Here is a 23,741-nt window from a genome sequence, read left to right on the forward strand (position 1 = left end):
GAATTTATTGAACCGGTTGAAACTGTGCAAGAATTTGGCCTTGAATTTTTTCAGCCATGGCTTTACGGTTTTCAGCATCGCGTATAGGTCTGCCGACGACGATATAATCAGCGCCATTCTGGAAGGCCATTTCTACACTGACTACGCGTTTTTGATCGTCTTCTTCGCGGTTATCGACAGGTCTGATACCCGGAGTGATGACCAGCAGCTTATGATCCAGTTCCTTTCTCAGCATAGAGACTTCAAGCCCGGATGACACTATGCCGTCGCAGCCGATTTGCAGGGCGCGTTTGGCACGGGATAAAACCAAAGCGCGCACATCGCATTTAAAGCCCAAATCGTCAAGATCGCCACGATCCAGGCTGGTTAACGCAGTGACGGCCAGAACCTTAAGGTCGCCTTTTTCCTTGGCAGCGGCTTCCATGATCGCGTCGTTGCCGTGAATCGTGGCAAGATCGACGCCTTTGCTGCTCAAGGCTTTAATGGCACGGCCCACGGTGGCGGGTACATCAAAAAACTTCAGGTCGACAAAGATTTTTTTATCGTGTTGTTTTAACCATTCAATAAAGCCGAAATAATCGCCCGACATAAATAGTTCCATGCCGACTTTGTAAAAGATCACCGAATCGCCGAGTTCTTCGACCAACGCCTGTGCTTCGGGAATGCTGGAGACATCCAGCGCCATGATGAGTCGTTCGCGGACGGGGATGGGTTTGGTTGAGATAAATGACTGGGGCATATTTAAGATGAAAGGTGAAAGGTGAAAGGAAAGTTTATTCAGTTGCCAGGCCTTGTTCGTCCCAAGCTTGTATTCCGCCATCCATACTATAAACCTTGGAAAATCCGGCTGAATTTAATGTCAGTTGCGCTTTTGCGGAACGTAAGCCGGTTTGGCATTGGGTGATTACTGGACTGTTTTTGTAAGGTTCAAGTTCTGCCAGTCGTTCATTGAGTTGACCTAGCGGAATATGAATAGCACCGGGAATATGATGCGCATTCCATTCGTCATCTTCACGCACATCGACGATCACGGCTTTGTCTTCGCCCTGCATTGCTGACGCTGCTTTAGCGGAGACGGCATCCGTTTCCGCTAAAGCAAAAGGGCTGGACATTAATAAAAAAACACCGAGTCGGCAATACTTGGAAAATAGACGCATGTAAACGCTCCCAGAAGATTTAAGTCGCTATATATTACCGGAACTTGTTTTAACGGTGAATGTTAAAATGCACTATTGCCACAATAGTGCTTGATAATGAACTTAATATTGATACAAATGACCTTGATAATGGCGTGCGGCTCAGGGTGGCGATTTGCAAAACCGGCAGGCTTGTCCGCAGAGCACACGCGGCAGGTTTTGACCACAGTGGTTTATTATATGCTGCTGCCGGCCATGGTTCTGGAGGTTTTGTGGTCTGCTGACATCGGTTTGCACTCGTTCCAGTATACCTTGCTGGGCGTGGGCAGTATTGCTTTAGCCATGCTCTGCATCTGGATGATTGGCGTACTGTTCAAGTTTGAAGACCGGCGCATGGGCGCGATGATATTGGCGGCGGCATTTCCCAATGTGACTTATCTGGGCTTGCCGGTTTTAGAGCAAACCTTTGGCAGTTGGGCTAGGTCGGTGGTTATACAAATGGACCTGTTTGCTACCACGCCGTTATTGTTTACCGTCGGTGCGCTTGTCGCGCGACACTACGGCGAAGAGACAGCGGAAAAATCCAGGCCGGTCTGGCTGTTTTTTAATGCGCCGCCATTCTGGGCGGCGGCGCTTGCGGTTATGCTAAATATGAACGGCGTTGTCGCTCCGGTTTGGCTTTTAGGCGTGTTACAAAAATTATCCGCCGCAGTGGTGCCGTTGATGCTGTTTTCTCTGGGATTGGCATTAAGTTGGAAGGCAGTAACCGTCCGAAATATCCCCTATATCATTCCGGTTATGGTCATTAAAATGGCGCTGATGCCGTTGTTTGCGATGCTTCTGGTCGGGTATTTGCCTATAACCGGCGAATACCGTGCGGCGGCGGTGCTTGATTTATCCATGCCGAGTATGCTGCTGGGCATCGTTTTTTGCGACCGCTACCGGCTGGATAGTTCGCTGTATGCGATGGCGGTAACGGTGACGACGGTGATCAGTTTGATAGCACTGCCGTTCTGGCATGGCGTGCTGATGAACGGCGGGCGTTGGTTTTTGTAGGGCAACATGCCCGGTTCGGCTGTTAGGCAAAGCTGTTCCCGGCTTCATTCAAGAGCATGCCCCATCTGGGACGGAGCAAGCCCTTTAAGCCATGCGCTGACGGCCGGTTCCTCGGTTAGCCCGTGCTGATTGATAAAGGTAAACGGCACTGAAACCAGCTCCATGCCTTTGTTGATCTGAACCGCAAAATGCAAATGCGGGCCGGAGGAAAAGCCGGTATTGCCTGAATAACCGATCAATTGTCCGGCCGCCACCGCCAAGCCCGGATAAACCTGGGCTTTTTCCAGTTCCAGGTGGGCATAAATCGCCATAGAACCATCATCGTGCAAAATTCTGATGTTGTTGGCTTCGGAGCTGTAGGCCTTATTGGTGCCGCCCTTAAAAAAGTCATCCTCGACTTCCAGGACAATGCCCGATCTGGCCGCATGAATCGGCGTGCCAATCGGCATCACAATATCTACGGCGTATTGGTTTTGTTCGTCGGTATGGCTGAAACTGCCGCCGAAAGTCTGAGAAATTTGAAATGAGGTGTTGGGCGCTATCGGCGGCAAATAGGGTGTCGTGGAACGGTAATGCGCTAAAGGACTGCCGATGATGTAGCGGTATTTAACGGCAAGCTTCCATGATTCACGTTCATTGATGGCGTTCATCTGAAAAAGCGTGTCCGATTCCCCCGGTTCAATAACAAACAGCCTGGGCAAGTCGGGCGTAGCCCGGACATTGTCCCGTTCGGAAAAATCGATTTCGACTTCAACAGGGCCTGCATAATCATTGCGGATATAGTATTGGGGGTGTCGTTCCTCGCCCGACTGCAATAGCCAAACTAATTGTTTGGGCGCGACTTTAAGCTGTCTGACTTCAAGTCCTTTTTGCTCTGCTTTCGGCGGCTTGTCGGTAAAATGCAATATGCCTTTTTCATCCTGAAACTTATAAAGTTTTTGCGATGTGGCCTTAAAGGAAGATAACGACAATACTATAAAAAGTAGCGTTAATATTTTCATGGGTTGTTCACTGAAAAACAGGGGCCGGCCTTTACTTTTGAGGACGGCCGGGGAACAAAGGGTCAACGATAAAAACCGGAATAAACAGGGCAATCATCATCGCAATTGCAACAAAAGCGGGATTAATAATACCAGCCAGCCAATAGGCTACCAGGCTTCCCCAGACCATACGCATCGGTCTTGGCATTTTAACAATTTTCAAGCTATGCTCCTTAGGGTAAATAGCCTTGTTGAGGTGATAGGGATACGTTTTCGGCTCATCCTCGTTTTTTGGTATTATGACAGTTAATTTCAATGGGCGTCCATTGACAAAAGCACGTTCATAAGCCGATTTAAACATAAAACATGCAGCATTCGAACAGTAAGTATTGGGATTTTTGCGCTCCTATTGCCGGTATTTTACTCACCCTATCTTTTGCCCCTTTTAATTACGCCTATTTGGCGTTGCTGGCATTGGTTTTTTTGTTTGCGGCTTGGCAGAATAGTTCGGCTAAACGGGCGGCCTTGCGCGGCTATTTATTCGGCTTGGGTGCATTCGGTTCGGGCGTGTCCTGGGTCTATATCAGCATGCATGATTTTGGCGGAGCCGGTGTGCTGGGGGCAAGTGTACTGACCGGTGTATTCGTTGCTTTTTGGGCCTTGTTTCCGGCTTTGGCCGGTTATCTTTCGGTAAAAACGAACGGGAAAAATCGGATCATGCTGCCGCCGGTTATCTGGATACTGGCCGAATATCTCCGGGGCTATTGGCTGCTGAACGGCTTTCCCTGGTTGCAGATTGCCTACTCCCAATTGGAGACGCTTCTGGCCGGATACATACCGGTAGTGGGTGTTTACGGTACCGGCTTTATCGTGGCGTTAACGGCCTCGGTTGTAGTGGAGATTGTTCGGGGAGTTGCAGTGTATTGTAGGGGCGACTTCAGTCGCCTTGGGCGCCTTGCGTCGCCACTACAGTTAATCATGATGCTGGCAATCCTATGGGGAGCGGGCGGTCTGTTGCGCAATCAAACCTGGACGCATGGCATCGGGCAACCTCTGCGCGTGTCGATGATTCAAGGCAATATAGCGCAGGATCAAAAATGGCGGCCTGAAAATAAAATCAATACGCTGTTGAAATATAAAAAGATGACCGAAGCCCATTGGGATTCCACTATCATTATCTGGCCCGAAACCGCCATCCCCGCTTATTTGGATCAGGTTAACGATGCGTTTTTAGTTCCCTTAGGTAACGACGCCAAATTGCACAATACCGATTTAATCATCAGCGTTCCCGTTCAGGAAATCGCCCCGAAGAAAAGCTTCAATGCGGTAATCACCCTAGGCAGGGAACAAGGTATCTATCGTAAAACCCATTTATTGCCTTTTGGGGAATATCTGCCGCTGCAACCTTTGTCAGGTTGGGTGCTGGACACGATCAATATAAGGTTGGGCGATTTTACGCCTGGAGCCGTAAACCAGCCCTTGTTGAAAGCAGGCGGCTATCCGTTCATCACCTTGATCTGTTATGAAGGTGCTTTCGGTAATTTAAGTATTCGCGGCTTACCGGATGCAGCTTTTCTGGTTAACGTAACCAATGACGGCTGGTTCGGCGATTCGATAGAACCTCATCAGCATCTGCAAATGGCAAGCATGCGGGCGCTGGAAACCGGACGCTTTTTATTGCGTTCGACCAATACCGGCGTGACTGCTATTGTTTCGCCAAAGGGCGAAATTATCAGTCGAGCACCTTTGTTTCAGGAAACCGCGCTGACCGGAACGATAATCCCGATGGGCGGCATGACGCCTTATGCCAGATGGGGCGATAAGCCGGTTATTGGGCTAATGGTTATTTTGTTGTTGGCTTTGCTGGGGTATGCCAGGTTTTTTAAATTAATAGAGTAGCGTTGTCTTTGGCGTACAGGAGTTTGCAAACCCTGTCTGGCTTGGGAGCAGCTATAGCCACACGGTCATAGCAGGTAATGTGATAGTAAAAATGGGCCGTGGCAGCTTGAGTTTGTTCAGTTCGGCTAGTCTGCATTCGAGAGATATTCGACTTTGACTTTAGCCATGCCTTTGATGCCTAATTTTTTGGCGGCGCCATGAGATAAATCAATCAGCCGGTTTTTTCTGAATGGGCCGCGATCATTCACCACGACATCAATGGAACGGCCGTTATGCAGATTGGTTACCCGTACTTTACACGGTATGGGCAAGGTCTTATGTGCGGCCGTGATCCCTTGCGGTCTGAAGCGGGTTCCCATAGCGGTTTTATTGCCTGATTCGGAACCGTACCATGAAGCGATACCGCGTTCGCTGTAACCTGCCGCTGAAGCCATTGGATAGTAGGTTTTTCCGTTAACCTTATAAGGTTTGTTATAAGACTTGGTCTGGCGATAAACATGCGGGTCTATAACAGAAGATGATAAGGGCGGCTCGGAAGCGCAGCCACTTAATAAGCCGGTTAACAGCACCATCAGTCCCAATAATCCGGAACGGAAATAATGGCGACTGCGATCAAAATAAGAAACCAGTGGATAGTTCATTGCAATGATTACAGTCTCAAATCTTTAACAACCCGCACCACTTCCTGATCATCGGCGATACTTTCGATGCTGAAACCCAGCCTGGTCACCAGCGACAACATCGGTTTGTTAATAGCCAGTACTTCACCTTCAAAGAATGACATGCCTTTGGCTTTGGCGGTTTGCAACAAGGTTTTCATCAGTCGGGTACCTATGCCCAGATGCTGGCAGTCGTCGGCAACGACCAGCGCAAATTCTACCGAATGTCCGTCCGGGTTGACCATGTAACGGCCCACACCCAATTCATTCGACATGCTTTTATCGTCGGTTACCGCAACAAAAGCCATTTCGCGATCATAATCGATTTGGGTGAAGCGCACCACCATTTCCGGGGTCAATTCCTGCAAGGATTGCATGAAGCGGAAATATTTAGTGCGTTCGGATAAGCGATGGACAAAATCTTTTTCCATGCCGGCATCTTCAGGGCGAATCGGCCTGATCGTAATATTGACGCCGTTAGTTAACAGGTGATGCTGGATTAACTCGTGTGGATAAGGATGAATCGCCATGTGCGAATACGGGCTTAGTTGATGCGACGTTTCCGCTTTAATACGGGCATCAACCGCCATTATGCCGTGTTCGTCGACGATCAGCGGATTAATATCCAGCTCTAAAATCTCCGGCAATTCACTGACCATCGCCGATATATTCAGCAATGCATCCACCAACGCTTTTTTATTGGCGGGCGGCAAATGACGGAACGCATCCAGATATTTGGCGGCCTTGGTTTTGGCAATCATCTGCTCAACCATATAAGCATTCAGTGGCGGCAGGGCGACCGCATTATCCTGCAAAATTTCCACCATGGTACCGCCCAGGCCGAAGCTGATCGCCGGGCCGAATACCGGATCCCTGACCACGCCTATCATCAGTTCGCGACCGCTGGGCGATGTAAACATCGGCTCAACGGTCATGCCGACTTCGGTGATTTCCGGGTATTTTTGTTTAATCGCAGCTTCCATTTCCAGAAAATTGCGCGAAATATCCTGGACGCTGTTGATGTTAAGCCGTACCCCGCCGATATCGGATTTATGGCTGAACTCGGCCATATTGATTTTTAATACCACCGGAAAGCGCAAGGTTTCAGCGGCAATCATCGCATCTTTGGCGCTGGAGACCTTGATGGTCTGGGTGACCGGAATATGGAATGCGGCCAGGATGGCTTTGGATTCCTGCGTGGTTAAAACCTGTCGGCCTTCTGAAAGCACCCGTTCGATAATCAGGCGGGCACCGGTAACATCGGGAGTCGCCAGTTCATCGGTAGGCGAGGGGATTTGTTTCAGCAGGATTTGATTCTGGGTATAGCTGGCCAGGAAGCCAAACGCATCGACAGCAACTTCAGGCGTACTAAAGTGAGCTACCTTGCTGTTGTCAAAAAGATTACGGCCTTCCTGAACCCGTGCACCGCCGGTCCATGAAGCCAACACCGGCTTTTTGCTGGTTTTTGCGCCTTCGATAATGGCTTCGGCGACCTGCGTCGGATCGGTCATCGCCTGGGGCGTCAGTATGACCAGTATGCCGTCGATATTTTTATCTTTAAGGCAGATTTCCAAGGCTTTTTGGTAACGCTCGGAAGTCGCATCGCCCAGAATATCGACCGGATTGGCATGCGACCAGTGTACCGGCAACACCTCGTCCAGCGCGGTGATGCTGGCAGGGCTCAGTTCCGCCATTTGGATGCCGACATCTTCAGCGCGATCGGTACTCATCACACCGGGGCCGCCGGCATTGGTGATAATCGCCAGGCGGTCTTTTTTGACCACATAATTGTTGGCCAAAACGCGGGCCGCAGAAAACAATTCGTTAATATTGTAGGCTCTGACCACACCGGCTCTGGCAATCGCCGCATCGAATACATTGTCGCCGCCGACCATCGCCCCGGTATGTGACATAGCGGCCTTGCAGCCGGCTTCATGTCGGCCTGATTTAATCAGAATCACCGGTTTTAACCGTGCCGCAGCTTTTAGACCGCTTAAAAAACGACGGGCATCGCGTATGCCTTCAACGTACATCAAAATGCCGGTGGTTTTGCCGTCTGTCGCCAAATAATCCAAAACCTCGCCGAAATCAATATCCGCCGCGCCGCCCATCGATACCACCGTTGAAAAGCCGATGTCCTGGGATTTGGCCCAATCCAAAATCGCCGTACACACCGCGCCGGATTGGGACAATAGCGCCAGGTTGCCGTCTTTAATGGTGCCGTCGCCGAAAGTGGCATTAAGCTGTCCGCTGGGACGAGCAACGCCCAGACAGTTCGGGCCGATGATGCGAACATTGTAGCGACGGGCGATGTCCAGAACTTCCTGTTGCAGCCGCTTGCCTTCCACACCCAGTTCGCCAAAACCTGCGCTGATAATGATCACCGAGGTGACGCCTTTTTCGCCGCACTGACGCACCACGCTTGGCACGCTGGGTGCCGGAGTTGCAATCACCACCAGATCGAGATCCTCGGGAACCGCATTGAGATCAGGATAAGCTTTTAAGCCTAATAAGGTTTCGCGTTTGTGGTTGACCGGATAAAGCCCGCCTTTGAAACCCGCTTCCTGCATGTTCAGCAATAACCGGTAGCCTACACTTTCCTCGCGCTCGGAAGCGCCAACGATAGCAACGGATTTGGGGGTGAAAAAACGGTTCAGATAATGAGGGCCCATCGATGCTCCTGAAATAAGGTAATGAAAATGCGGTTTATAGTGAAAAATTCTAACATTGTTAACCTGTTGACTGATTAAAATTTTAAGGACAAAGTCATAAACGGCGAGATAAATTGCTACACTAGCCTTTTTAACTTGACGGGAAATATTTTGAAACGATTGATGACCCAGCCGCGCAGGGTATGCTGCGTGCGCCTTTTGATCGGCGTGCTTTTCAGCTTAATGATTCATCAGCCGGTATTGGCCCATGCCGGAGTCGATCACAGCAATAGTTGTTTTCTGAATATAGGCGAAACCCGATTGCGAATCAGCGGCTACCAGTTTCAGCCGGAGCTGGAAGGCAAAGCTTCCGCTCCTGCTCACGCCCCTTACCTACGTCCTGTAGGCAAACACTTTTGCCACTTTTTTCCCGAACTTGGGCAAATCGTGCTGGCGGTGGAGCCCATGGCGGCAGGACAGGAAAAGACCTTGGTCGCACTGGAATTAGCGGCATTGACTTCGTGGTTAAATCCCGCCCAGGCATTTACCGTGATTAAGCGGCAGCCGGAACAGTCTATGGATTCCGGTCTTGCGTCAATTTCGCAAACCATCCGGCAGCGCGGCATCTACAGGCTTAATATCACCTTACAAGCGGCTTCGGGTAATCCACAGCAACAGCACTTTGTGTTTCTGGTCGGTATTCCAGTGACTAAGATAATGGTGATGATTGCGGTGGTTCTGATTTTGGTGCTTGGGTTTGCTGGGATCAGGGGGTTTAAAAAGAAGAGTTGATAAGCGATTAAAGTTTGTTGGCGATAATAAAACGAATGACTTCAATCAGCCTCGGCCCACAACGGCCAATGAGAGGTCGGCAATATTTATGCGTTGTCCGTATTTATAAAAAGTGAACAGGCTTTGGGATAACCAAAACTGCCGGTTTTTCGAGCCAGTACAAATAAGTATTCATACCTATTGCATATTTAGTTTCCAATAGAGTAATTTTTGAACCGTGTTTGGAGAAATAGATTATCAACTTTTGACCAGATTATGAACACGGCTGGTTCTTGCAAATAATAAATAGGGAAAAATTAAATTTTAATTTTGCTAGATGGAAAACTATTTTGTGCTTCGTTGGCGGCAGGTTATGCATGAAAACGAATTTCATTTTTTCATATTCGGAGGGGAAGTGCCATGAAAGCACACGACTTACGACGGTGGGCCTCACTTACGGGGCTGGTTATCCTGCTCTCGGCATGTGAAACGCCGACGCCGCCTACTTCAGAACCGCCGCCACCGCCGCCCAAACAAGTCGGTGATCCTTTGGTCATCAAGGGACGCGAACTGTTTTTCAAGGAAACCTTCAACGGCAATGGCCGAACTTGCGGAACCTGCCACCGTGAAGACCATAATCTGACGATAGACGCCGCATTTATTGCCACTCTGCCAAAAAACGACCCCTTGTTTGTCGCCGAATTCAATCCCGCTTTGGCGAAGAATTTCGAGAACCCGAAACTGATGCGTGAATTCGGACTGATTCTGGAAAACCAGGACGGTCCCGACACATTCAACATGCGTAGCGTACCGCATGTTTTTGCGCAGCGGGTGTCTATAGCCAGCAACCCGAACAACCGCTTCCATTGCTTCAGCGACACCCAATGTCCCCGAACCGGCTGGTCCGGTGACGGGGCACCTGGAACCCAGGACCTCAAGGCTTTTGCCACGGGCGCGGTCATCCAGCATTTCACCAAATCCCTGAACCGCGTGGCCGGCGTAGATTTCCGCCTGCCCACGGAAGAAGAGTTGATCACTATGGAAGCCTACCAGCTTAGCGAAGGCCGCCAGGAAGACCTGCAATTGCCATTACCTTTGAAAAGCGTGGTGGCGGCGAAAGGCCAGGAGATTTTCAATTCGCCTACTCAGGGCAAGTGTGCATTCTGCCACTTCAATGCCGGAGCCAACGTTGGACCAGGCAGTCCCTTGGGGCAAGGCAATTTGAATTTCAATACCGGCGTGGAAGATTTGCCCGACCAGCCCGAGGACTTGGCGGGTGAACCTAACAACAAGGACGACGGCTTGGGTACGCCCGGCGATGGCACCTTCAGCACACCCTCGTTGGTCGAAGCGGCGGACACCGGACCGTTTTTCCATAACCATTCGGTGGCGACCATCGAAGGCGCCGTGGCTTTCTACAATGGCGATGCCTTCAACAACTCGCCGGCCGGTCAAGCAATCCGGGGTGGAGCCGACAAAGCCATCAACCTGGATGCGACTCAGGTAGTCTCAGTGGCAGCGTTTCTCCGCGTCATTAACGCCTTGCACAACATCGACGAACTGGATGATATGCTGGGCGCAGTCGCACGTAACGAATATCTGGACGGCGAACATCCCGAGCAGGTCATCAAACGTTCGCTCAATGATATTGACGACGCCATCATGGTGCTCGCCGGCGGCAGACTGCATCCGGATGCGGTGAGCGATTTTAAGGAAACCCGCGCGCTCGTAGAGGAAGCCGTACAATATCCGTCCCGTCGCATCAAACTTGCCGCGCGTGCGCAGACGGTCATTGCCCGGGCAAAGAGCCGCATTGTGAGTTGAGATGCCGCTTATAAGTCATATGGATGAAATGCGGTCGGACTTGGTTTTTGCCGGTCTGCCGCGCCCAACAATCCCGGAGGAGAATACCATGTCTATACGATCATTTTTTTGCCTGGGACTCCTGCTAGTCCTGCCAGTCCTAACCCACGCGCAGCAAGCCATGGAGATGTATATTCCTATCGGCGCATCTGTCGGTGTATCGAATATCAGCAGCGTCATCGGAAAAGTCGCTGCGGTCGACGAGCGGAATAAAACCTTCACCATCAACGATGCGTCGGGAATATTGACTATCGCGGTGCCGGATAACACTCCCGTTTGGCTGGATCGCAGCAAAGTAGGGGACAGTAACCAAATCGGCTCGACGGCTGATCTGAAGGCGGAAATGACGGTAGAGGTGAAATATCGGGAAGCCACCCGCAGTCCCGCGCTTACTGCGGAATGGATCAAGATCGAAATTCCCCGCTGACGTTTACTGGATCGGATCAGACCAACGCAACTGGTATAGGCCGTGCATTCATGTATCGTCTTAAAGTGGTATGGCGGATTCGTTGTTAGGCAATCCGCCATAAACGGAGTTCTGAATCTGTCGTCCATTCGGACTTTTCCAAGCGGTTTTTTATGTCCGATTATTTTGATGTTATACGCTGATTGGCGGCTTGTTGTTGCGACCCGTTACAGCGCGACGTGAAACCGCTCTAAGCGCTAACTTGAAGATATGTTCAGGGCAATTGCCCCCGATACCGCTCCAGATCCTTCGGCGTATCCAAATCCCACTGTTCGCTCAGTTCGTGATGGTGAAGCTTATAGCGTTCGATACGGTTGCGGGTTTGGGCTAGCACTCGTGCTGTACCCCAGGGCATATTGTCAAAGAGTTCGGGGTGGGGCCGGTTGAGTCCGATCATGACATAGCCGCCGTCTTCTGCGGGGGCTATGACGATTTCATTTTCCTGATTTAAGGCGGTTAACGCTTGTTCCAGATCCTGTCCGGTTAATGACGGGCAATCGCAGCCCATTAACAATGCGCGGGAATAGGTGGCAAGTGCCGAGCAAAAAGCGTGGTGCATGCGTTCGCCTAAATCGGCTCCCTGTTGTTGCTTTAGAACTAACGGATAGGCGGCTTTCGACGCCGTAAAAAAAGCATGGTCGGTTGTCGGTGCGCACCAGAGTTGTACGGGGCATAAGTTGCTTTGTATAGCCCGTTGCAGCGTTTTTGTGCTGAGTTCGATATGAAGTTCGGCAGCCTGTTCGGCGGTTAATTCCGGGACTAAACGAGTCTTGACCTGGCCGGGAATCGGGGCTTTGCAGAAAATCATCAGCACGGCATCGGGATATTGGTAAGTCATCGTTTCCGCAACGCCTTAAAAGGCAGCAGCAATAATTGCACAAAGCCTAATTCCTGTTGCTGGCGGAAAGGCTTTAAACCGATAGCCATTGTCGTTTGCGGCTGCCGGGGTTCGGCAACATAGGTTTTGCACAGTCTGTCCCAGCAGGAAATGGAAAAGCCGTAATTGCTGTCGGTTTCGGCCGGAATAGTCGAGTGATGGATGCGGTGCATGTCCGGCGTGATGACCAGCCAGCGCAGTTTTTTATCGATTGCCGGTGGAATGTTGATATTGCTGTGATTAAAGGTTGCTGCACCGTTGAGAATGATCTCAAAAGCGATGACCGCCCACGGGTCGGCGCCGATCAAAACAATGCACAGCACCTTGTACAGCATGGAAATCATGATCTCCAGCGGGTGAAAGCGCACTGCGGTGGTGGCGTCGAATTCCAGATCGGTATGATGCACCTGATGTAAATGCCAAAGCAGCAACCATTTGTGCGAAACGATATGCTGGCAGTAAATGGCAAAATCAAGGAACAGCAAAGTCACGATAATCGACAGCCATTCGGGTGTGGGCCATTGGTTTAGCAGGCCGTAACCTTGGTCTGCGGCGGTAACCGCGCTCAGGTAGGCAATGCCGCCGAGGCTTAAGCGCATGATCGCGATGTTGAATGCGGCGAGTCCCAGGTTAACCGTCCAGCGTTGTTTGCGGCTGATATGCTGGATTCTTCTGGGACTGACATATTCCCAGGCAATCATGATGCAAAAAATGCCGAGTGCTGCGCTTAAACGGATGATGGTTTCCAAAATTGTCTCCTTGCGTTAAAGAATCGTAGCTTCTTATCAGTGCAGGTAAATCCACAAAAAATCGATAGGCAGGCTTAAAAAATCATAACCACGAAGAGCACGAAGGGCACGAAGTTATTGCTTTTCTTCATAATCTTCGTGGTGAATAAAAGCGCCCAATTGCCTGTAGCTGAAGTTACAAAGAATCGCCGTAACTACTGAGCAGTTAGACGAATTCTACTACTAAAAAATGGTTTGTGATGGATAACTGATTTAAACTCAGTCCCCTTAAGTTTAATTAAACCAATAATGGATACAAACTATGGAAACATATCCTTCTGAACTCTTGCTGATTGCATTTGTTGCCATGCTGGCGGCGCTTCTTAGGGAGTTGCCTAGTATCGTTCGCATACCTGTCGTGGTTCTTGAAGTCGTTTTGGGCATGCTGATAGGGCCTCATATGTTCAACTTGGCCACTCCGGACGGTATGATCGGTACATTGGGAGAGCTTGGTTTAGCTTTTCTGTTATTCATGGTCGGACTTGAGATCGATTTTGATAAAATTCGCGGCAGAGCCTTGTCATTGGCGGTAGGTGGTTGGTTTCTTTCGTTCTTATTGGCGATGCTTTGTATGTTCTTTTTCAATAGCATCGGACTCATCGAGACGCCGGTAATGTTGGCCGCAGTCGCCTTATCCACTACCGCTTTCGGTATACTGGCCCCCATTCTGCGTGACCGGGGAGAACTGAACACCGATTTCGGGAAGTATATGTTGGCAACAGCCGCTGTCGGTGAGTTTGTTCCTTTGATGTTAATTTCGCTTGTGGTGATCCCTGCTAAGGACACTTTTCTGCATACGCTGTTCATGGTGACTTTTATCATCTTTGCCCTAATCGTGGCCAATATTGCCCTACAAATGCGCTCATCCCCATTAATTGAAAAGCTGGCGCACACCATGCAGAGCAGTGGCCAGCTTCCGGTCAGAATTTGTATCTTGTTGCAGGTTCTATTGGTCACGCTTGCCGCTACATTTGGCCTGAATATCGTGTTGGGGGCATTTGTTGCCGGCATGGTGGTCGGTCTTGCCATTAAAGGAAATGAGGGCGAATTGTTGCGGCATAAGCTGGATGCGATCGGTTATGGTTTTCTGATACCCATATTTTTTATCGTTGCAGGCATGAAATTTGAAGTCAGCGCCTTATGGTCTGCCCCTCTGGCTCCGGTACAAATAGCTCTTTTGTTGGCTTTGATGCTGTTGATTCGAGGCGTTCCGTTGCTGCTATACAAGAAGGAACTGACACCCGAAGAAAAACTACCTTTCGCGTTTTATTCTGCTACAGGTCTGCCTCTGATCATTATCATCAGCGAAATCGGCGTTTCCTCCGGACTTATGCCACAGGACAGAGCCTCTATACTGGTGAGCGCGGGTATGATTTCGGTATTATTATTTCCCATCCTGGCCGTAAAATTACGCGGAAAATTCACGCTGCCTTGGTGACCCAAGGTAACTTTGGGTTTGGGGCTTATTGTGGAAAAACGTGGGGCTTTTTTTTCCTATATCGCCTGGAAACAACGCCTCGTGTTCTGGATAGGCGCAATCATTGTCGGCTTGGTTATCGTTATGATGACCTCGCTCAGCGAATGGGCTGCTCAAACCTACCGCAGCCTTTCGCTACAATATCCCTGGTTTGATTTTGTCATCCCGCCTGTCGGAATGGGGTTTAGCGCATGGCTCACCTTTCGTTTTTTTCCCGGCAGTGAGTGTAGCGGCATCCCGCAGGTTAAGGCGGCACTGGACATCATCGGCAACCAAGAAGACCGATCCAAATTGATTTCCTTGAGAATTGCTTTCGGCAAAATGGTTCTGCCGATTATGGGCTTGCTTTCGGGTGCGTCAGTCGGTTTTGGCGGCCCTGCCGTGCATGTCGGCGCTTCTATTATGTTGTCACTCGGCCGGGCGATTAAATTTTCGCCTCTTTATATGGAAAAGGGCTTGATTCTGGCCGGTAGTGCTGCCGGTTTTGCCGCCTTGTTCAGCACCCCTTTGGCGGGCATCATTTTTGCCCTTGAAGAAATGGGTCATACGCTGGAAGAACGGATCAGCAGCCTGCTATTAACCGCCATTATTTTTTCCGGTATGACCGCCTATGCTTTATTAAACAGCTACATTTATTTTGAGGATGAATCACTGATTATGCCATTTGGAAAAAACTGGTTGGCGGTGCCTTTATGCGGGATTGCGGGTGGATTTCTGGGGGGGATATTCAGCAAAATCATTGTTCTCGGTAGTCGTTTGCTCCAGCGAACCGGCATCTCGGTCGTTGTGATTGCGATAGTCTGCGGCGGCATCGTCGCTATAGCGAATTATCTTTCTAACGATGCGACGGTCGGCACCGGTTATCAGCAAACCAAGGCCATATTGCACGGTATGCACACCATGGATGTTTCTTATCCGTTTCTTAAAATGCTTGCGACTGGCGCGACTTTTTTTAGCGGCATACCCAGCGGTATTTTTGTACCGTCGCTGGCAACGGGTGCCGGTTTTGGCGTTAATCTGGCTCATTGGTTTCCGATAGCGCCGATGTCGGCAATGATTCTACTGAGCAGACCGCTTATTTTTCGGGTGTGTTGCAATTGCCGCTGACGTCATTTGTGATTGTCATGGAAATGACCAACAGCCATGAGATCCTGATTCCGTTGATGGCAACCGCTTTTCTTGCCAGCGGAACCTCTAAATTGATCAATTCAGTGCCGTTGTATCTTGCGTTGTGCGAGCCTTATAAGCCGAAATTAAAATGAGCCTAAGATAGATTGGGGGATCGGCTTAAGTCAATGGCAGTGTAGCCATCACCCGGTTTGATGCTGTAAAGCCGCCCGGATGCAACGCAAAATTCCATAACTGTATTGTCCCTCAAACTGCTCATAAACCGGTTTAAGTGCGTTCCTTTGATCCTCAGGCAAATCGAGCATAGCGGCCTCTATTCGCCTGATTTCCTGCTCGGGTAATTCAACCACATCGGCCAGTACTAACATGCCCTGTTCCAGAGACTGGGCCAGATGGCTATAAATGGTCTCTTCTTTAAGCGTTCGTTGCTCAGCAACCTGCTTGATGCTGTATCCCAGGCGGAATAAGGCGACCGATTCCGCCATGGTATCCGACAGACCAATCGGCCCGTTGTTAAGGTCGGCGAATTCTTTGATCACCGCCAGAAATTCATCGGCGTACAGTTCCAGCTTGCGTTCGCCGATACCGGACAACAGACTCATTTGCTGGCGGTTGGTCGGTTTGGCTTCCAGCATCGCCATCAAGGTGGCGTCAAGAAAAATGATATAGGGCGGCACGTTCTGAGCCTCGGCGATCATCTTGCGCTTGGCGCGCAAGGCATTCCACAACAGGGTGTCGTCAGTTTTAGCAAACTGCCTGCCTTCTCTTTTGCCACCCTTGATTTTTGTAGCTTTCAAGTCCTTGCGCAACATCAATTGCTGCTCGCCGCGCAAAATCGGCCGACAGGCTTCGGTCAGTTGCAACGCGCCAAAGCGGTCGAAATCGACCGCAACCAGTCCCCTTGCGACCAGCTGCCTGAACACCGAATGCCATTGCTGTTCTTCAATATCAACGCCGATGCCGAAGGTCGACAAGGTATCATGAGCGGCTTTGACAATCCGCTCGGTGGCCTTGCCGCGCAATACATCAATCAAATAGGCGACGCCATAGCGTTGCTGGGTGCGGTGGATGCAGGACAGCGCTTTTTGTGCGGCCAGCGTCCCGTCCCAGGTGTTAACCGGCTCCAGACAGGTGTCGCAGTTGCCGCAAGGCTGTTCAAGCAGGTCGCCGAAATAAGCCAGCAAGGCCTGGCGGCGACAATGAACCTGCTCGCACAAGGCCAGCATCGCATCCAGTTTGTGGAATTCGACCCGTTTATGCGTCTCGTCGGCATTGGAGTCTGCAAGCATTTTCCGTAGCGTGATCACGTCCTGCAAGCCGTAAGCCATCCAGGCGTTGGCGGGCAGGCCGTCACGCCCGGCGCGGCCGGTTTCCTGATAATAGGCCTCAACGCTTTTGGGCAAATCCAGATGCGCGACAAAGCGCACATTGGGCTTGTCGATACCCATGCCGAACGCGATGGTTGCCACAATCACCAAACCCTCGTCCATTAAAAACCGGTGCTGATGCTTGGAGCGCAAATCGGACGCCATGCCGGCATGATAGGGCAGGGCGTTGACGCCTTTGGTTCTGAGCCATTCGGCGGTCGCATCGACTTTTTTCCGCGACAGGCAATAGACAATCCCGGCATCCCCTGCATGTTCGGCGCGAATAAAATCAATCAGCTGGTCGCGGGCATTTTGTTTTTGCACTATCCGGTAACGGATGTTGGGACGGTCGAAACCGCTGAGATAGAGCTGCGCTTGCTCCAGATTGAGGCGTAATTTGATTTCTTCGCGGGTTTTGTCGTCAGCGGTCGCGGTCAGCGCGATACGGGGAATGTCGGGAAAACGCTCATGCAGCAGCGAAAGCTGGAGATAATCCACCCGAAAATCATGTCCCCATTGGGAAACGCAATGCGCCTCATCAATCGCGAACAGGGCGATTTTGATGCGCTCGAAAAGCGCCCCGGTTCGCGCCGAAGTCAAACGTTCCGGTGCGATATACAGTAAGTCCAGCTCGCCATTAAGCAACTGCTGTTCGATGCTTCGGGATTGTTCCAGCGATAAGGTCGAGTTAAGAAACGCGGCTTTAACACCCAATTGCAGCAAGCCGTTGACCTGATCCTGCATCAGTGCGATCAATGGCGAAATGACGATGCCCACGCCGGGCCGGATCAGGGCCGGAATCTGGTAGCACAACGACTTGCCGCCGCCGGTCGGCATCAGCACCAACGCATCCTGCCCGGCTATGAGTCGTTCGATGACTTCCTGTTGCTGACCCCTAAATTTATCGTAACCGAAAACGCTTTTGAGGACTTCGATGGGTTTGTTATTCATAACGCCTTTTTATCAGTTGGGTAGGCCGGAATAAGGCCATCCAAGCGCGTAGCGCGAGGTGGTGTTTCCGGCGAATTCGGCGCGAATTTAGATAGTGATTGCCGGAAACACCAGTTCTCGCTGTCGCTCGAACCGGCTTATTCCGGCCTACATGTTCACAGTTTCTCCATCTTGGGAACCGCTATCGCTTCGCAGCCGCCTTATAAACAGCGTTGCGTTCATGTTTGCCAACAGCCACTATAACGACGATTAACTCAGCATCCCTCATTTCGTACACCAGCCGAAAGCCCATATTACGGAGTTTGATTGTGTATCGATTTTTTTGTCCAGAGAGTTTTGAAGCAGGGGTGTGCGGGTTGGTGAGCCGTTCTTCCAGCTTATTTTTGAATTGCCCCCGCACCGCATTATCAAGCACGTACCACTCTTGAAGCGCATCTTCCTTGAAAGCAAGGCTGTAAGCCATAAGTGTGTAGTCCCGTGTGCTTATAAGTCGGCCAAATTGACTTTGATTTCAGCTTGATTTTCGCGTGCATCGGCTATGGCGGGGATGCAATAAAAGGCGGGTTCATTGCGGTTGAGGATCGCAACAGGAAAGCCTTCGCCCGCTGCGACCGTACCCATAGAATCCTTTTTTAATTCGGAAACGCGGGCGGAGGTTTCTGCCAAAATGATGTGTGCCATGACATGCTCTAAAGCTGTTTATTGGCGCCTAGATTAGTACGTTTATTAGCATCTTTCAACCAAAATTGCATAGTTGAAGTTGGACAACAGCTTTTCGCTGCCTGATAATCATGCGGCTTCCCGTAGTGGAATGGCCATGGGCAACTCCGAAATCCTCTGCCCTATCAAAGCATAAAAACGATGGACATAAACGGTAACCTGCTTGGCTGTTTTGTATAAGTGAGTGCGATGTTAAATGCATGTTAAAAATAGCGCAGTTACCACTGTGAGGTTACGACTCAAACAGCCTATTGGTTCAGATCCTTAAACGGTAAATGCCGGTTTAGAGTATTATTTCGGCTATTCGAAATTTCAGTTCCATTATTACTCAACCCATAATGAAGCTTTTTTCAACGCGCGGTTAAAAAGGCCGGATACGAAGATGAATACACTTACCCAACTCCATGCTGACATCGAAGCGCGCGTAGGCGCTATCGGTGCCGACAATCTCGATTGGCTATGCCGCCTGGGCTGCGACGGCTGTTGCCGACGGCTCGCCGAAGTACCCCGGCTCACTGCGGCGGAATGGGAATTACTGCGGGACGGACTGGCGGCGCTGCCCCCGGAGAGGCTTCGGGAAATTGGCGAGGACATCGCCGCGCTGGCCGAGCAGTCATCACGCCCCATCGTCTGCCCGTTGTTGGACCGGTCGGCGGGGGCCTGCCTGGTCTACGCCCACCGCCCGGTGGCTTGCCGCACGTACGGATTCTATGTCCAGCGTGACCAGGGGCTTTACTGTAAGGACATCGAATCGCGCGTGGCCGGTGGCGCCTTGGCTGAGGTGGTTTGGGGCAACCAGGACGCCATTGATCGCCGTCTCTGCGGGCTGGGCGACACCCGCGATTTGACCGAGTGGTTCACGCGCTGGAAGGAGGACGGGGCGAAAGCCAATTTTCGTGCGGACCGTCGGATGGACTGACTAAGAAAACGCATCGCGAAGCCCAACGCGTCAGCCATTGAAAAGGCAACACAGACGGGGGCAGGCCTTACATTTGACATTTCTAGTGTAAATTGTAACGCCTGACCCTCTGCTTCTTACTCAATACCTTTGGTCAAATTATAACCTGCGTCATTGAATAGATCGCCGGTAAAAAACAAACGCATATCTATAATCCAAGCAATTTTTTTTAGTTTATTGTTTTCTATAATAATGGCTGAAAGTTTATGATTGCTATCAATAATCTGATCCACAGTTGTTTTTGGGTTAGTAGGGTCTTCTTTTAGCGCACCAGACACAATACGCTGAGCAGATTCCATTGTCAGTACTGGATGCGTAATAGGTAGCTCAGTATTCGTATCATTTTTAAGTGACTGCGCGTTAAAATAACCAATATCATAGACAAGCTTAAATAACAGACCAATCATAACCACACCACCATAAACACAGAGGCCAATTTTTAATCGCCTTCTAACGCGAGGATTTGATAGTTTTTTTATAATAACGCGAACTTTCATATTCATTTTTATTGCTGTTTCATGGCTTTATTTATAGCTAACATTACAATTTACCTTGGCGGTATTTGGCGTAAGGTTTGTCATATTTATCTCGTTCCCACGCGCTACGTGGGAACGAGATAAGCTTGAAATAATTAGACACGAAGCTTTACCTTAGCTTTTCTTCGTGCCCTTTGTATCTTCGTGGTGTTATGCCTTAAGCCTCACAACGGCTCAAACAAAGCCGTCAAATCTTCCGCCGTCAGTTTCAACGATTCCTCTTTTTCGCCGCCTTTATAAATCCCTTCAGCCAGCGCGCGCTTTTTGTCCTGCATCGCGATAATCTTTTCTTCTACCGTATTTTCGGTAATGAGTTTGTAAACGAAAACCGGCTTATCCTGGCCTATGCGATGGACGCGGTCTGCGGCCTGGCTTTCTGCGGCGGGGTTCCACCACGGGTCGTAAATAATCACGGTGTCGGCTTCGGTCAAGTTTAAGCCGACTCCGCCCGCTTTCAGGCTGATCAGGAACACATCAACTTCGCCGCTTTTAAAACGTTCTATGGCTTCGTCACGGTTGCGGGTTTGGCCGGTCAATTTGGTGTAGCCAATTTTTTGGGCACTTAACGCATCTTCAATCAGCGCAATCATCCGGGTGAATTGCGAGAACACCAAAATTCGTCGGCCTTCTTCCAGTTGTTCCGGCAATAGCTCCATCAGCAAATCGAGTTTGGCGGATTCCTGCACTTTTTGCGCTTCTACTAGCCGCAGGGTGCGCGGGTCGCAACAGGTCTGGCGCAGTTTAAGCAAGGCATCGAGGATGGTGATATGGCTGCGCGACAGGCCTTTTTGGGCAATCGCATCGCGGACCTTTTTCTCCATGGTCAGGCGGATGCTCTCGTATAACGCGGCCTGTTTCGGATACAGCGGTACGGAACGAATAATTTCGGTTTTAGGCGGCAATTCGGTGGCGACTTCCTGCTTGGTGCGGCGCAGCATAAACGGTGCAATCCGGCGCGACAGCCGCGCTCGTTGCTCGCTATCGCCATGCACTTCAATCGGGGTGCGGTAGCGTTTTTTAAAGGTGGCGCTGTCGCTCAGAAAGCCCGGCATCAAAAAATCGAATTGCGTCCACAGTTCGCCCAGATGGTTTTCCATCGGCGTGCCGGTCAGGCATAGCCGGTGATTGGCTTTAATGCGGCGCACCAATTGCGCGGCTTTGGATAGCGGATTTTTAACGACCTGGGCTTCGTCCAGAATCAGGTAATGATAGTCATGCTCCAGCAGGGTTTCCTCGTCTCGTGTCAACAGCGGGTAGGTGGTCAGGATCAGGTCGTAGTCTCGGATTTTGTAGAACAGCTGCTTGCGTTCGGTGCCCTGCAGGATCAGGATTTTCAAGTCGGGGGTGAATCGTTCGGTTTCCCGTCGCCAGTTGCTCATCAGACTGGTCGGCGCGATGATCAGGCTGGGCAGGCTCATCCGGCCGCTTTGTTTTTCGATCAACAGGTGGGCGAGTGTCTGTATGGTTTTGCCCAAGCCCATGTCGTCGGCCAGAATGCCGGAGAATTTGTATTCCCGTAAAAATTGCAGCCAGTTGAGTCCCTGCTGCTGGTAATGACGCAGTTCTGCCTGCAAGTTGACAGGCAGGGCGACATCCTGAATGCCGGTAAAGTTTTTCAGTTTTTGCCCCAGTTCCCGCAACTCTTTTCCGCCGTTGATACTGAACAGGCCGTGGCTGTGTTCTTCCAGGTCGGCCAGTGCGGCGGCATTAAAGCGGGACAGTTTCAACGAGCCGTCTTTGCCCATGGTGCTGCTGTTAAACAGTTCTAGCAACACATTCAGGAACGGTTTGATCTTGTCGCTGGGCAAGGTCAGATAATTGTGCTCGCCCAAAGGAATGCTGAGCATTTCCGGCAGGTTTTCCGGGTCGTAGTTTTCCAGCACCGGCATAATCAACGGCAGTAAAGGCATGGGCTGGCCGTCAACTTCTATGTTGAAGCTCATCTCGAACCAGTCTTGCTGGCTTTCGCTGATTTCGGCTTCCCAGTTCTGGGCGGTTTGAAAATTAAGCAGGAAACTTTCATCGATATCGATAACCCAGCCGTCCTGTTCCAGCTCCAGCAGGGTGTTTTGGAGAAAGTCGCCCCAGCGTGCGGCACTGTCCATTATGGTTTTTGACTGGCTGAATAAAAGCAGTTCTTGTAGGCCGGTTTCCATGAAAGGTGCGGGGGTAAAACCAAGGTCGGTCAGACGGTGTATGGCCAGTTGTTCGGTTTCTACGTCGCGTTTAATCCTCACCAGTCCTCGATCGGTTTTTACCACGCTATAGTCTTCAGGGGTGATTGCAGAAAGCGTCCAGTCCCCGTAATTGAAACATACCGCCATAAAATGCGTGTATTGCTGGGCCGTTACCTGATGACCGAACAGCAATAGCTTGGGCGTAGGCGTCAGCTGATCGGCTTCGATTAATTCGACTTTTTTTGGGGCGGGCAGCGGCAGGCCGGGGTGTTCGATAATCAGGCGTTGGCTGAATTCATCGGCATATTCGGGCGGGATAAGCGGGGCGGCCAGGATATTTTTAAGTTGATCGGTCGACAGATTATGCGCGTTGAGCGCGCCTAGCAAGCCCAAAGAATTGTCCAGGTATTGCGGAGGATCGGTCAGCAGCAAAATGGCAGGGGGATCGATTTCGACAGCTAATTGATAATCGCCGTTATCGGCTGTCCGCCAGTCAAGTTTTAAATCGCGGTCGGTGCCTCTTGTTAACGCAGGCCGTTCGATGTCCTGCCAGAACAGCCGACCTGTTTTCAATAACTTGGACAAGGCTAAATAGCCAGTGGCGCCGGCAATCAAGGGTTCGTCTTTAAAAACGGGATTAAGCGCAGTCAGCAGTTTGGCAATCTCCTGATCTTCCGGTTGAATATAACTGGTATAGGCATAGCTGTAGCGTAAATTGTTTAAGGTTGTTTTTCTGCCTTTAGTTAAACCTCCGGTTTTCTTTGCTTTGGTGATTAAAAGATCAATCGTGAATTCGTGTTTTGCATTACCGGGTTTGAGGAGGTAAGCAATAAATTCCTGGCGGACATCGTGCTGTGCAGGCGCTTGTTCATGAAGGCTATTTAGCCAATCCAGACAACTGGATTTTGTCTCCGATATAGCAAGGCTTTGCCCGGAATTCTGATACATCAGGCAAACAGCGGCAACGTGCTTGCAGTTATAACCGACCGGGCAAGTGCAGTCGCCTTCAATTTCTGCCGCGCTATAGTCCGGGCGCCAGACGATGCGGATATTTTGTCGGTACGGGTCTTTATGGCTGCCTTTCACGGCGGCATTGAGCTGTACAAAAAGAGCCCCTTCGCTTTTAACAGTGAGATTAATCACCCTGTTTGTTTCAAAATAGCTGCGTCCACGCTCATAAAAAGCGTCGCCACATTCGTAGCGAATATCGGAACGTAGCAGTTTCTTTTGTTTATTCATGAAGGCATGGGTACACAGTTGAACAAGGGGCACTTATTGTAC

The 23,741-nt window shown here is 50.5% G+C and carries 22 protein-coding genes; 9 read left to right on the forward strand and 13 right to left on the reverse strand.

Going from position 1 to position 23,741, the window contains the following annotated elements; genetic code table 11:
- Positions 1–4: 4 nt before the first annotated feature.
- Together pyrF and RW114_RS03865 are read right to left on the reverse strand one after the other, a co-directional pair.
- Positions 5–739 carry an orotidine-5'-phosphate decarboxylase gene (gene pyrF, locus RW114_RS03860; RefSeq protein ID WP_340121397.1) on the reverse strand — a complete coding sequence of 245 codons (735 nt, stop codon included), beginning with the start codon at positions 737–739 and terminating at the stop codon, positions 5–7.
- A 34-nt stretch (positions 740–773) separates the two neighbouring features.
- Complete coding sequence (locus tag RW114_RS03865) at positions 774–1,157, reverse strand: rhodanese-like domain-containing protein (protein ID WP_340121398.1); 384 nt, start codon at positions 1,155–1,157, stop codon at positions 774–776.
- Between the two features lie 96 nt (positions 1,158–1,253).
- On the opposite strand from RW114_RS03865, the gene RW114_RS03870 reads away from it, so the two are divergent.
- The gene (locus RW114_RS03870) at positions 1,254–2,192 is read left to right on the forward strand and encodes an AEC family transporter (RefSeq protein ID WP_340121399.1); all 939 of its coding nucleotides are present in this window, start codon (positions 1,254–1,256) and stop codon (positions 2,190–2,192) included.
- Between the two features lie 44 nt (positions 2,193–2,236).
- Here RW114_RS03870 and RW114_RS03875 read toward each other — a convergent pair whose 3' ends face one another.
- A complete protein-coding gene (locus tag RW114_RS03875; RefSeq protein ID WP_340121400.1) occupies positions 2,237–3,193 on the reverse strand; it encodes a peptidoglycan DD-metalloendopeptidase family protein in 957 nt (318 codons plus the stop codon).
- Between the two features lie 31 nt (positions 3,194–3,224).
- Complete coding sequence (locus tag RW114_RS03880) at positions 3,225–3,533, reverse strand: hypothetical protein (protein WP_340121401.1); 309 nt, start codon at positions 3,531–3,533, stop codon at positions 3,225–3,227.
- Between the two features lie 5 nt (positions 3,534–3,538).
- Here RW114_RS03880 and lnt point away from each other — a divergent pair, with 5 nt between their 5' ends.
- Positions 3,539–5,071, forward strand: a complete 1,533-nt coding sequence (lnt, locus tag RW114_RS03885) for an apolipoprotein N-acyltransferase (protein ID WP_340121402.1) — start codon at positions 3,539–3,541, stop codon at positions 5,069–5,071.
- A gap of 125 nt (positions 5,072–5,196) precedes the next feature.
- Here the strand turns inward: lnt and RW114_RS03890 are convergent, their stop codons facing one another.
- Both RW114_RS03890 and RW114_RS03895 read right to left on the reverse strand, forming a co-directional pair.
- The gene (locus tag RW114_RS03890) at positions 5,197–5,712 is read right to left on the reverse strand and encodes a septal ring lytic transglycosylase RlpA family protein (RefSeq protein ID WP_340121403.1); all 516 of its coding nucleotides are present in this window, start codon (positions 5,710–5,712) and stop codon (positions 5,197–5,199) included.
- Between the two features lie 8 nt (positions 5,713–5,720).
- Positions 5,721–8,402 carry a bifunctional acetate--CoA ligase family protein/GNAT family N-acetyltransferase gene (locus RW114_RS03895; RefSeq protein WP_340121404.1) on the reverse strand — a complete coding sequence of 894 codons (2,682 nt, stop codon included), beginning with the start codon at positions 8,400–8,402 and terminating at the stop codon, positions 5,721–5,723.
- 150 nt (positions 8,403–8,552) lie between these two features.
- Between RW114_RS03895 and RW114_RS03900 the strand changes: the two genes are divergently transcribed.
- The 3 genes from RW114_RS03900 (at position 8,553) to RW114_RS03910 (ending at position 11,442) form a co-directional block, all read left to right on the forward strand.
- Complete coding sequence (locus RW114_RS03900) at positions 8,553–9,173, forward strand: hypothetical protein (RefSeq protein WP_340121405.1); 621 nt, start codon at positions 8,553–8,555, stop codon at positions 9,171–9,173.
- Positions 9,174–9,572: 399 nt separating this feature from the next.
- Positions 9,573–10,976: a hypothetical protein gene (locus RW114_RS03905; protein WP_340121406.1), complete on the forward strand. Its 1,404-nt coding sequence runs from the start codon at positions 9,573–9,575 to the stop codon at positions 10,974–10,976.
- An 88-nt stretch (positions 10,977–11,064) separates the two neighbouring features.
- Positions 11,065–11,442 carry a hypothetical protein gene (locus tag RW114_RS03910; protein WP_340121407.1) on the forward strand — a complete coding sequence of 126 codons (378 nt, stop codon included), beginning with the start codon at positions 11,065–11,067 and terminating at the stop codon, positions 11,440–11,442.
- Between the two features lie 253 nt (positions 11,443–11,695).
- Here RW114_RS03910 and RW114_RS03915 read toward each other — a convergent pair whose 3' ends face one another.
- Positions 11,696–12,319, reverse strand: coding sequence for a TIGR04282 family arsenosugar biosynthesis glycosyltransferase (locus RW114_RS03915; RefSeq protein ID WP_340121408.1), 624 nt, complete (start codon positions 12,317–12,319; stop codon positions 11,696–11,698).
- Positions 12,316–13,107, reverse strand: a complete 792-nt coding sequence (locus RW114_RS03920) for a sterol desaturase family protein (RefSeq protein ID WP_340121409.1) — start codon at positions 13,105–13,107, stop codon at positions 12,316–12,318. The genes RW114_RS03915 and RW114_RS03920 overlap by 4 nt, the downstream gene beginning before the upstream one ends.
- A gap of 301 nt (positions 13,108–13,408) precedes the next feature.
- On the opposite strand from RW114_RS03920, the gene RW114_RS03925 reads away from it, so the two are divergent.
- The 3 genes from RW114_RS03925 to RW114_RS03935 are packed head-to-tail and all read left to right on the forward strand — an operon-like array spanning position 13,409 to position 15,885.
- On the forward strand, positions 13,409–14,584 hold the full coding sequence (locus tag RW114_RS03925; protein ID WP_340121410.1) for a cation:proton antiporter: 1,176 nt from the start codon (positions 13,409–13,411) through the stop codon (positions 14,582–14,584).
- Positions 14,585–14,614: 30 nt separating this feature from the next.
- Entirely contained in the window at positions 14,615–15,730 is a 1,116-nt protein-coding gene (locus tag RW114_RS03930) for a chloride channel protein (RefSeq protein WP_340121411.1), read from the forward strand.
- A 17-nt stretch (positions 15,731–15,747) separates the two neighbouring features.
- The gene (locus RW114_RS03935) at positions 15,748–15,885 is read left to right on the forward strand and encodes a hypothetical protein (RefSeq protein WP_340121412.1); all 138 of its coding nucleotides are present in this window, start codon (positions 15,748–15,750) and stop codon (positions 15,883–15,885) included.
- A gap of 48 nt (positions 15,886–15,933) precedes the next feature.
- Here the strand turns inward: RW114_RS03935 and recQ are convergent, their stop codons facing one another.
- From recQ to RW114_RS03950, 3 genes are all read right to left on the reverse strand, one after another.
- Entirely contained in the window at positions 15,934–18,069 is a 2,136-nt protein-coding gene (gene recQ / locus RW114_RS03940) for a DNA helicase RecQ (protein ID WP_340121413.1), read from the reverse strand.
- Between the two features lie 181 nt (positions 18,070–18,250).
- A complete protein-coding gene (locus RW114_RS03945) occupies positions 18,251–18,532 on the reverse strand; it encodes a type II toxin-antitoxin system RelE family toxin (RefSeq protein ID WP_340121414.1) in 282 nt (93 codons plus the stop codon).
- Between the two features lie 20 nt (positions 18,533–18,552).
- On the reverse strand, positions 18,553–18,750 hold the full coding sequence (locus RW114_RS03950) for a plasmid stabilization protein (RefSeq protein ID WP_340121415.1): 198 nt from the start codon (positions 18,748–18,750) through the stop codon (positions 18,553–18,555).
- A gap of 421 nt (positions 18,751–19,171) precedes the next feature.
- On the opposite strand from RW114_RS03950, the gene RW114_RS03955 reads away from it, so the two are divergent.
- Positions 19,172–19,708, forward strand: coding sequence for a YkgJ family cysteine cluster protein (locus RW114_RS03955; RefSeq protein ID WP_340121416.1), 537 nt, complete (start codon positions 19,172–19,174; stop codon positions 19,706–19,708).
- Positions 19,709–19,824: 116 nt separating this feature from the next.
- Here RW114_RS03955 and RW114_RS03960 read toward each other — a convergent pair whose 3' ends face one another.
- Both RW114_RS03960 and RW114_RS03965 read right to left on the reverse strand, forming a co-directional pair.
- A complete protein-coding gene (locus tag RW114_RS03960) occupies positions 19,825–20,244 on the reverse strand; it encodes a hypothetical protein (RefSeq protein ID WP_340121417.1) in 420 nt (139 codons plus the stop codon).
- Between the two features lie 203 nt (positions 20,245–20,447).
- Positions 20,448–23,699, reverse strand: coding sequence for a DEAD/DEAH box helicase (locus RW114_RS03965; protein WP_340121418.1), 3,252 nt, complete (start codon positions 23,697–23,699; stop codon positions 20,448–20,450).
- Positions 23,700–23,741: the final 42 nt, after the last annotated feature.

It is taken from the genome of Methylobacter svalbardensis, assembly GCF_037671525.1.
In the GTDB taxonomy this organism is placed as follows: Bacteria; Pseudomonadota; Gammaproteobacteria; order Methylococcales; family Methylomonadaceae; genus Methylobacter_A; species Methylobacter_A svalbardensis.

Coding starts and splice junctions, on each gene's coding strand:
- pyrF (WP_340121397.1), bottom strand. CDS start 739: ATGCCCCAGTCATTTATCTCAACCAAACCCATCCCCGTCCGCGAACGA.
- RW114_RS03865 (WP_340121398.1), bottom strand. CDS start 1,157: ATGCGTCTATTTTCCAAGTATTGCCGACTCGGTGTTTTTTTATTAATG.
- RW114_RS03870 (WP_340121399.1), top strand. CDS start 1,254: ATGAACTTAATATTGATACAAATGACCTTGATAATGGCGTGCGGCTCA.
- RW114_RS03875 (WP_340121400.1), bottom strand. CDS start 3,193: ATGAAAATATTAACGCTACTTTTTATAGTATTGTCGTTATCTTCCTTT.
- RW114_RS03880 (WP_340121401.1), bottom strand. CDS start 3,533: ATGTTTAAATCGGCTTATGAACGTGCTTTTGTCAATGGACGCCCATTG.
- lnt (WP_340121402.1), top strand. CDS start 3,539: ATGCAGCATTCGAACAGTAAGTATTGGGATTTTTGCGCTCCTATTGCC.
- RW114_RS03890 (WP_340121403.1), bottom strand. CDS start 5,712: ATGAACTATCCACTGGTTTCTTATTTTGATCGCAGTCGCCATTATTTC.
- RW114_RS03895 (WP_340121404.1), bottom strand. CDS start 8,402: ATGGGCCCTCATTATCTGAACCGTTTTTTCACCCCCAAATCCGTTGCT.
- RW114_RS03905 (WP_340121406.1), top strand. CDS start 9,573: ATGAAAGCACACGACTTACGACGGTGGGCCTCACTTACGGGGCTGGTT.
- RW114_RS03910 (WP_340121407.1), top strand. CDS start 11,065: ATGTCTATACGATCATTTTTTTGCCTGGGACTCCTGCTAGTCCTGCCA.
- RW114_RS03915 (WP_340121408.1), bottom strand. CDS start 12,319: ATGACTTACCAATATCCCGATGCCGTGCTGATGATTTTCTGCAAAGCC.
- RW114_RS03925 (WP_340121410.1), top strand. CDS start 13,409: ATGGAAACATATCCTTCTGAACTCTTGCTGATTGCATTTGTTGCCATG.
- RW114_RS03935 (WP_340121412.1), top strand. CDS start 15,748: ATGGAAATGACCAACAGCCATGAGATCCTGATTCCGTTGATGGCAACC.
- recQ (WP_340121413.1), bottom strand. CDS start 18,069: ATGAATAACAAACCCATCGAAGTCCTCAAAAGCGTTTTCGGTTACGAT.
- RW114_RS03945 (WP_340121414.1), bottom strand. CDS start 18,532: ATGGCTTACAGCCTTGCTTTCAAGGAAGATGCGCTTCAAGAGTGGTAC.
- RW114_RS03950 (WP_340121415.1), bottom strand. CDS start 18,750: ATGGCACACATCATTTTGGCAGAAACCTCCGCCCGCGTTTCCGAATTA.
- RW114_RS03955 (WP_340121416.1), top strand. CDS start 19,172: ATGAATACACTTACCCAACTCCATGCTGACATCGAAGCGCGCGTAGGC.
- RW114_RS03960 (WP_340121417.1), bottom strand. CDS start 20,244: ATGAAAGTTCGCGTTATTATAAAAAAACTATCAAATCCTCGCGTTAGA.
- RW114_RS03965 (WP_340121418.1), bottom strand. CDS start 23,699: ATGAATAAACAAAAGAAACTGCTACGTTCCGATATTCGCTACGAATGT.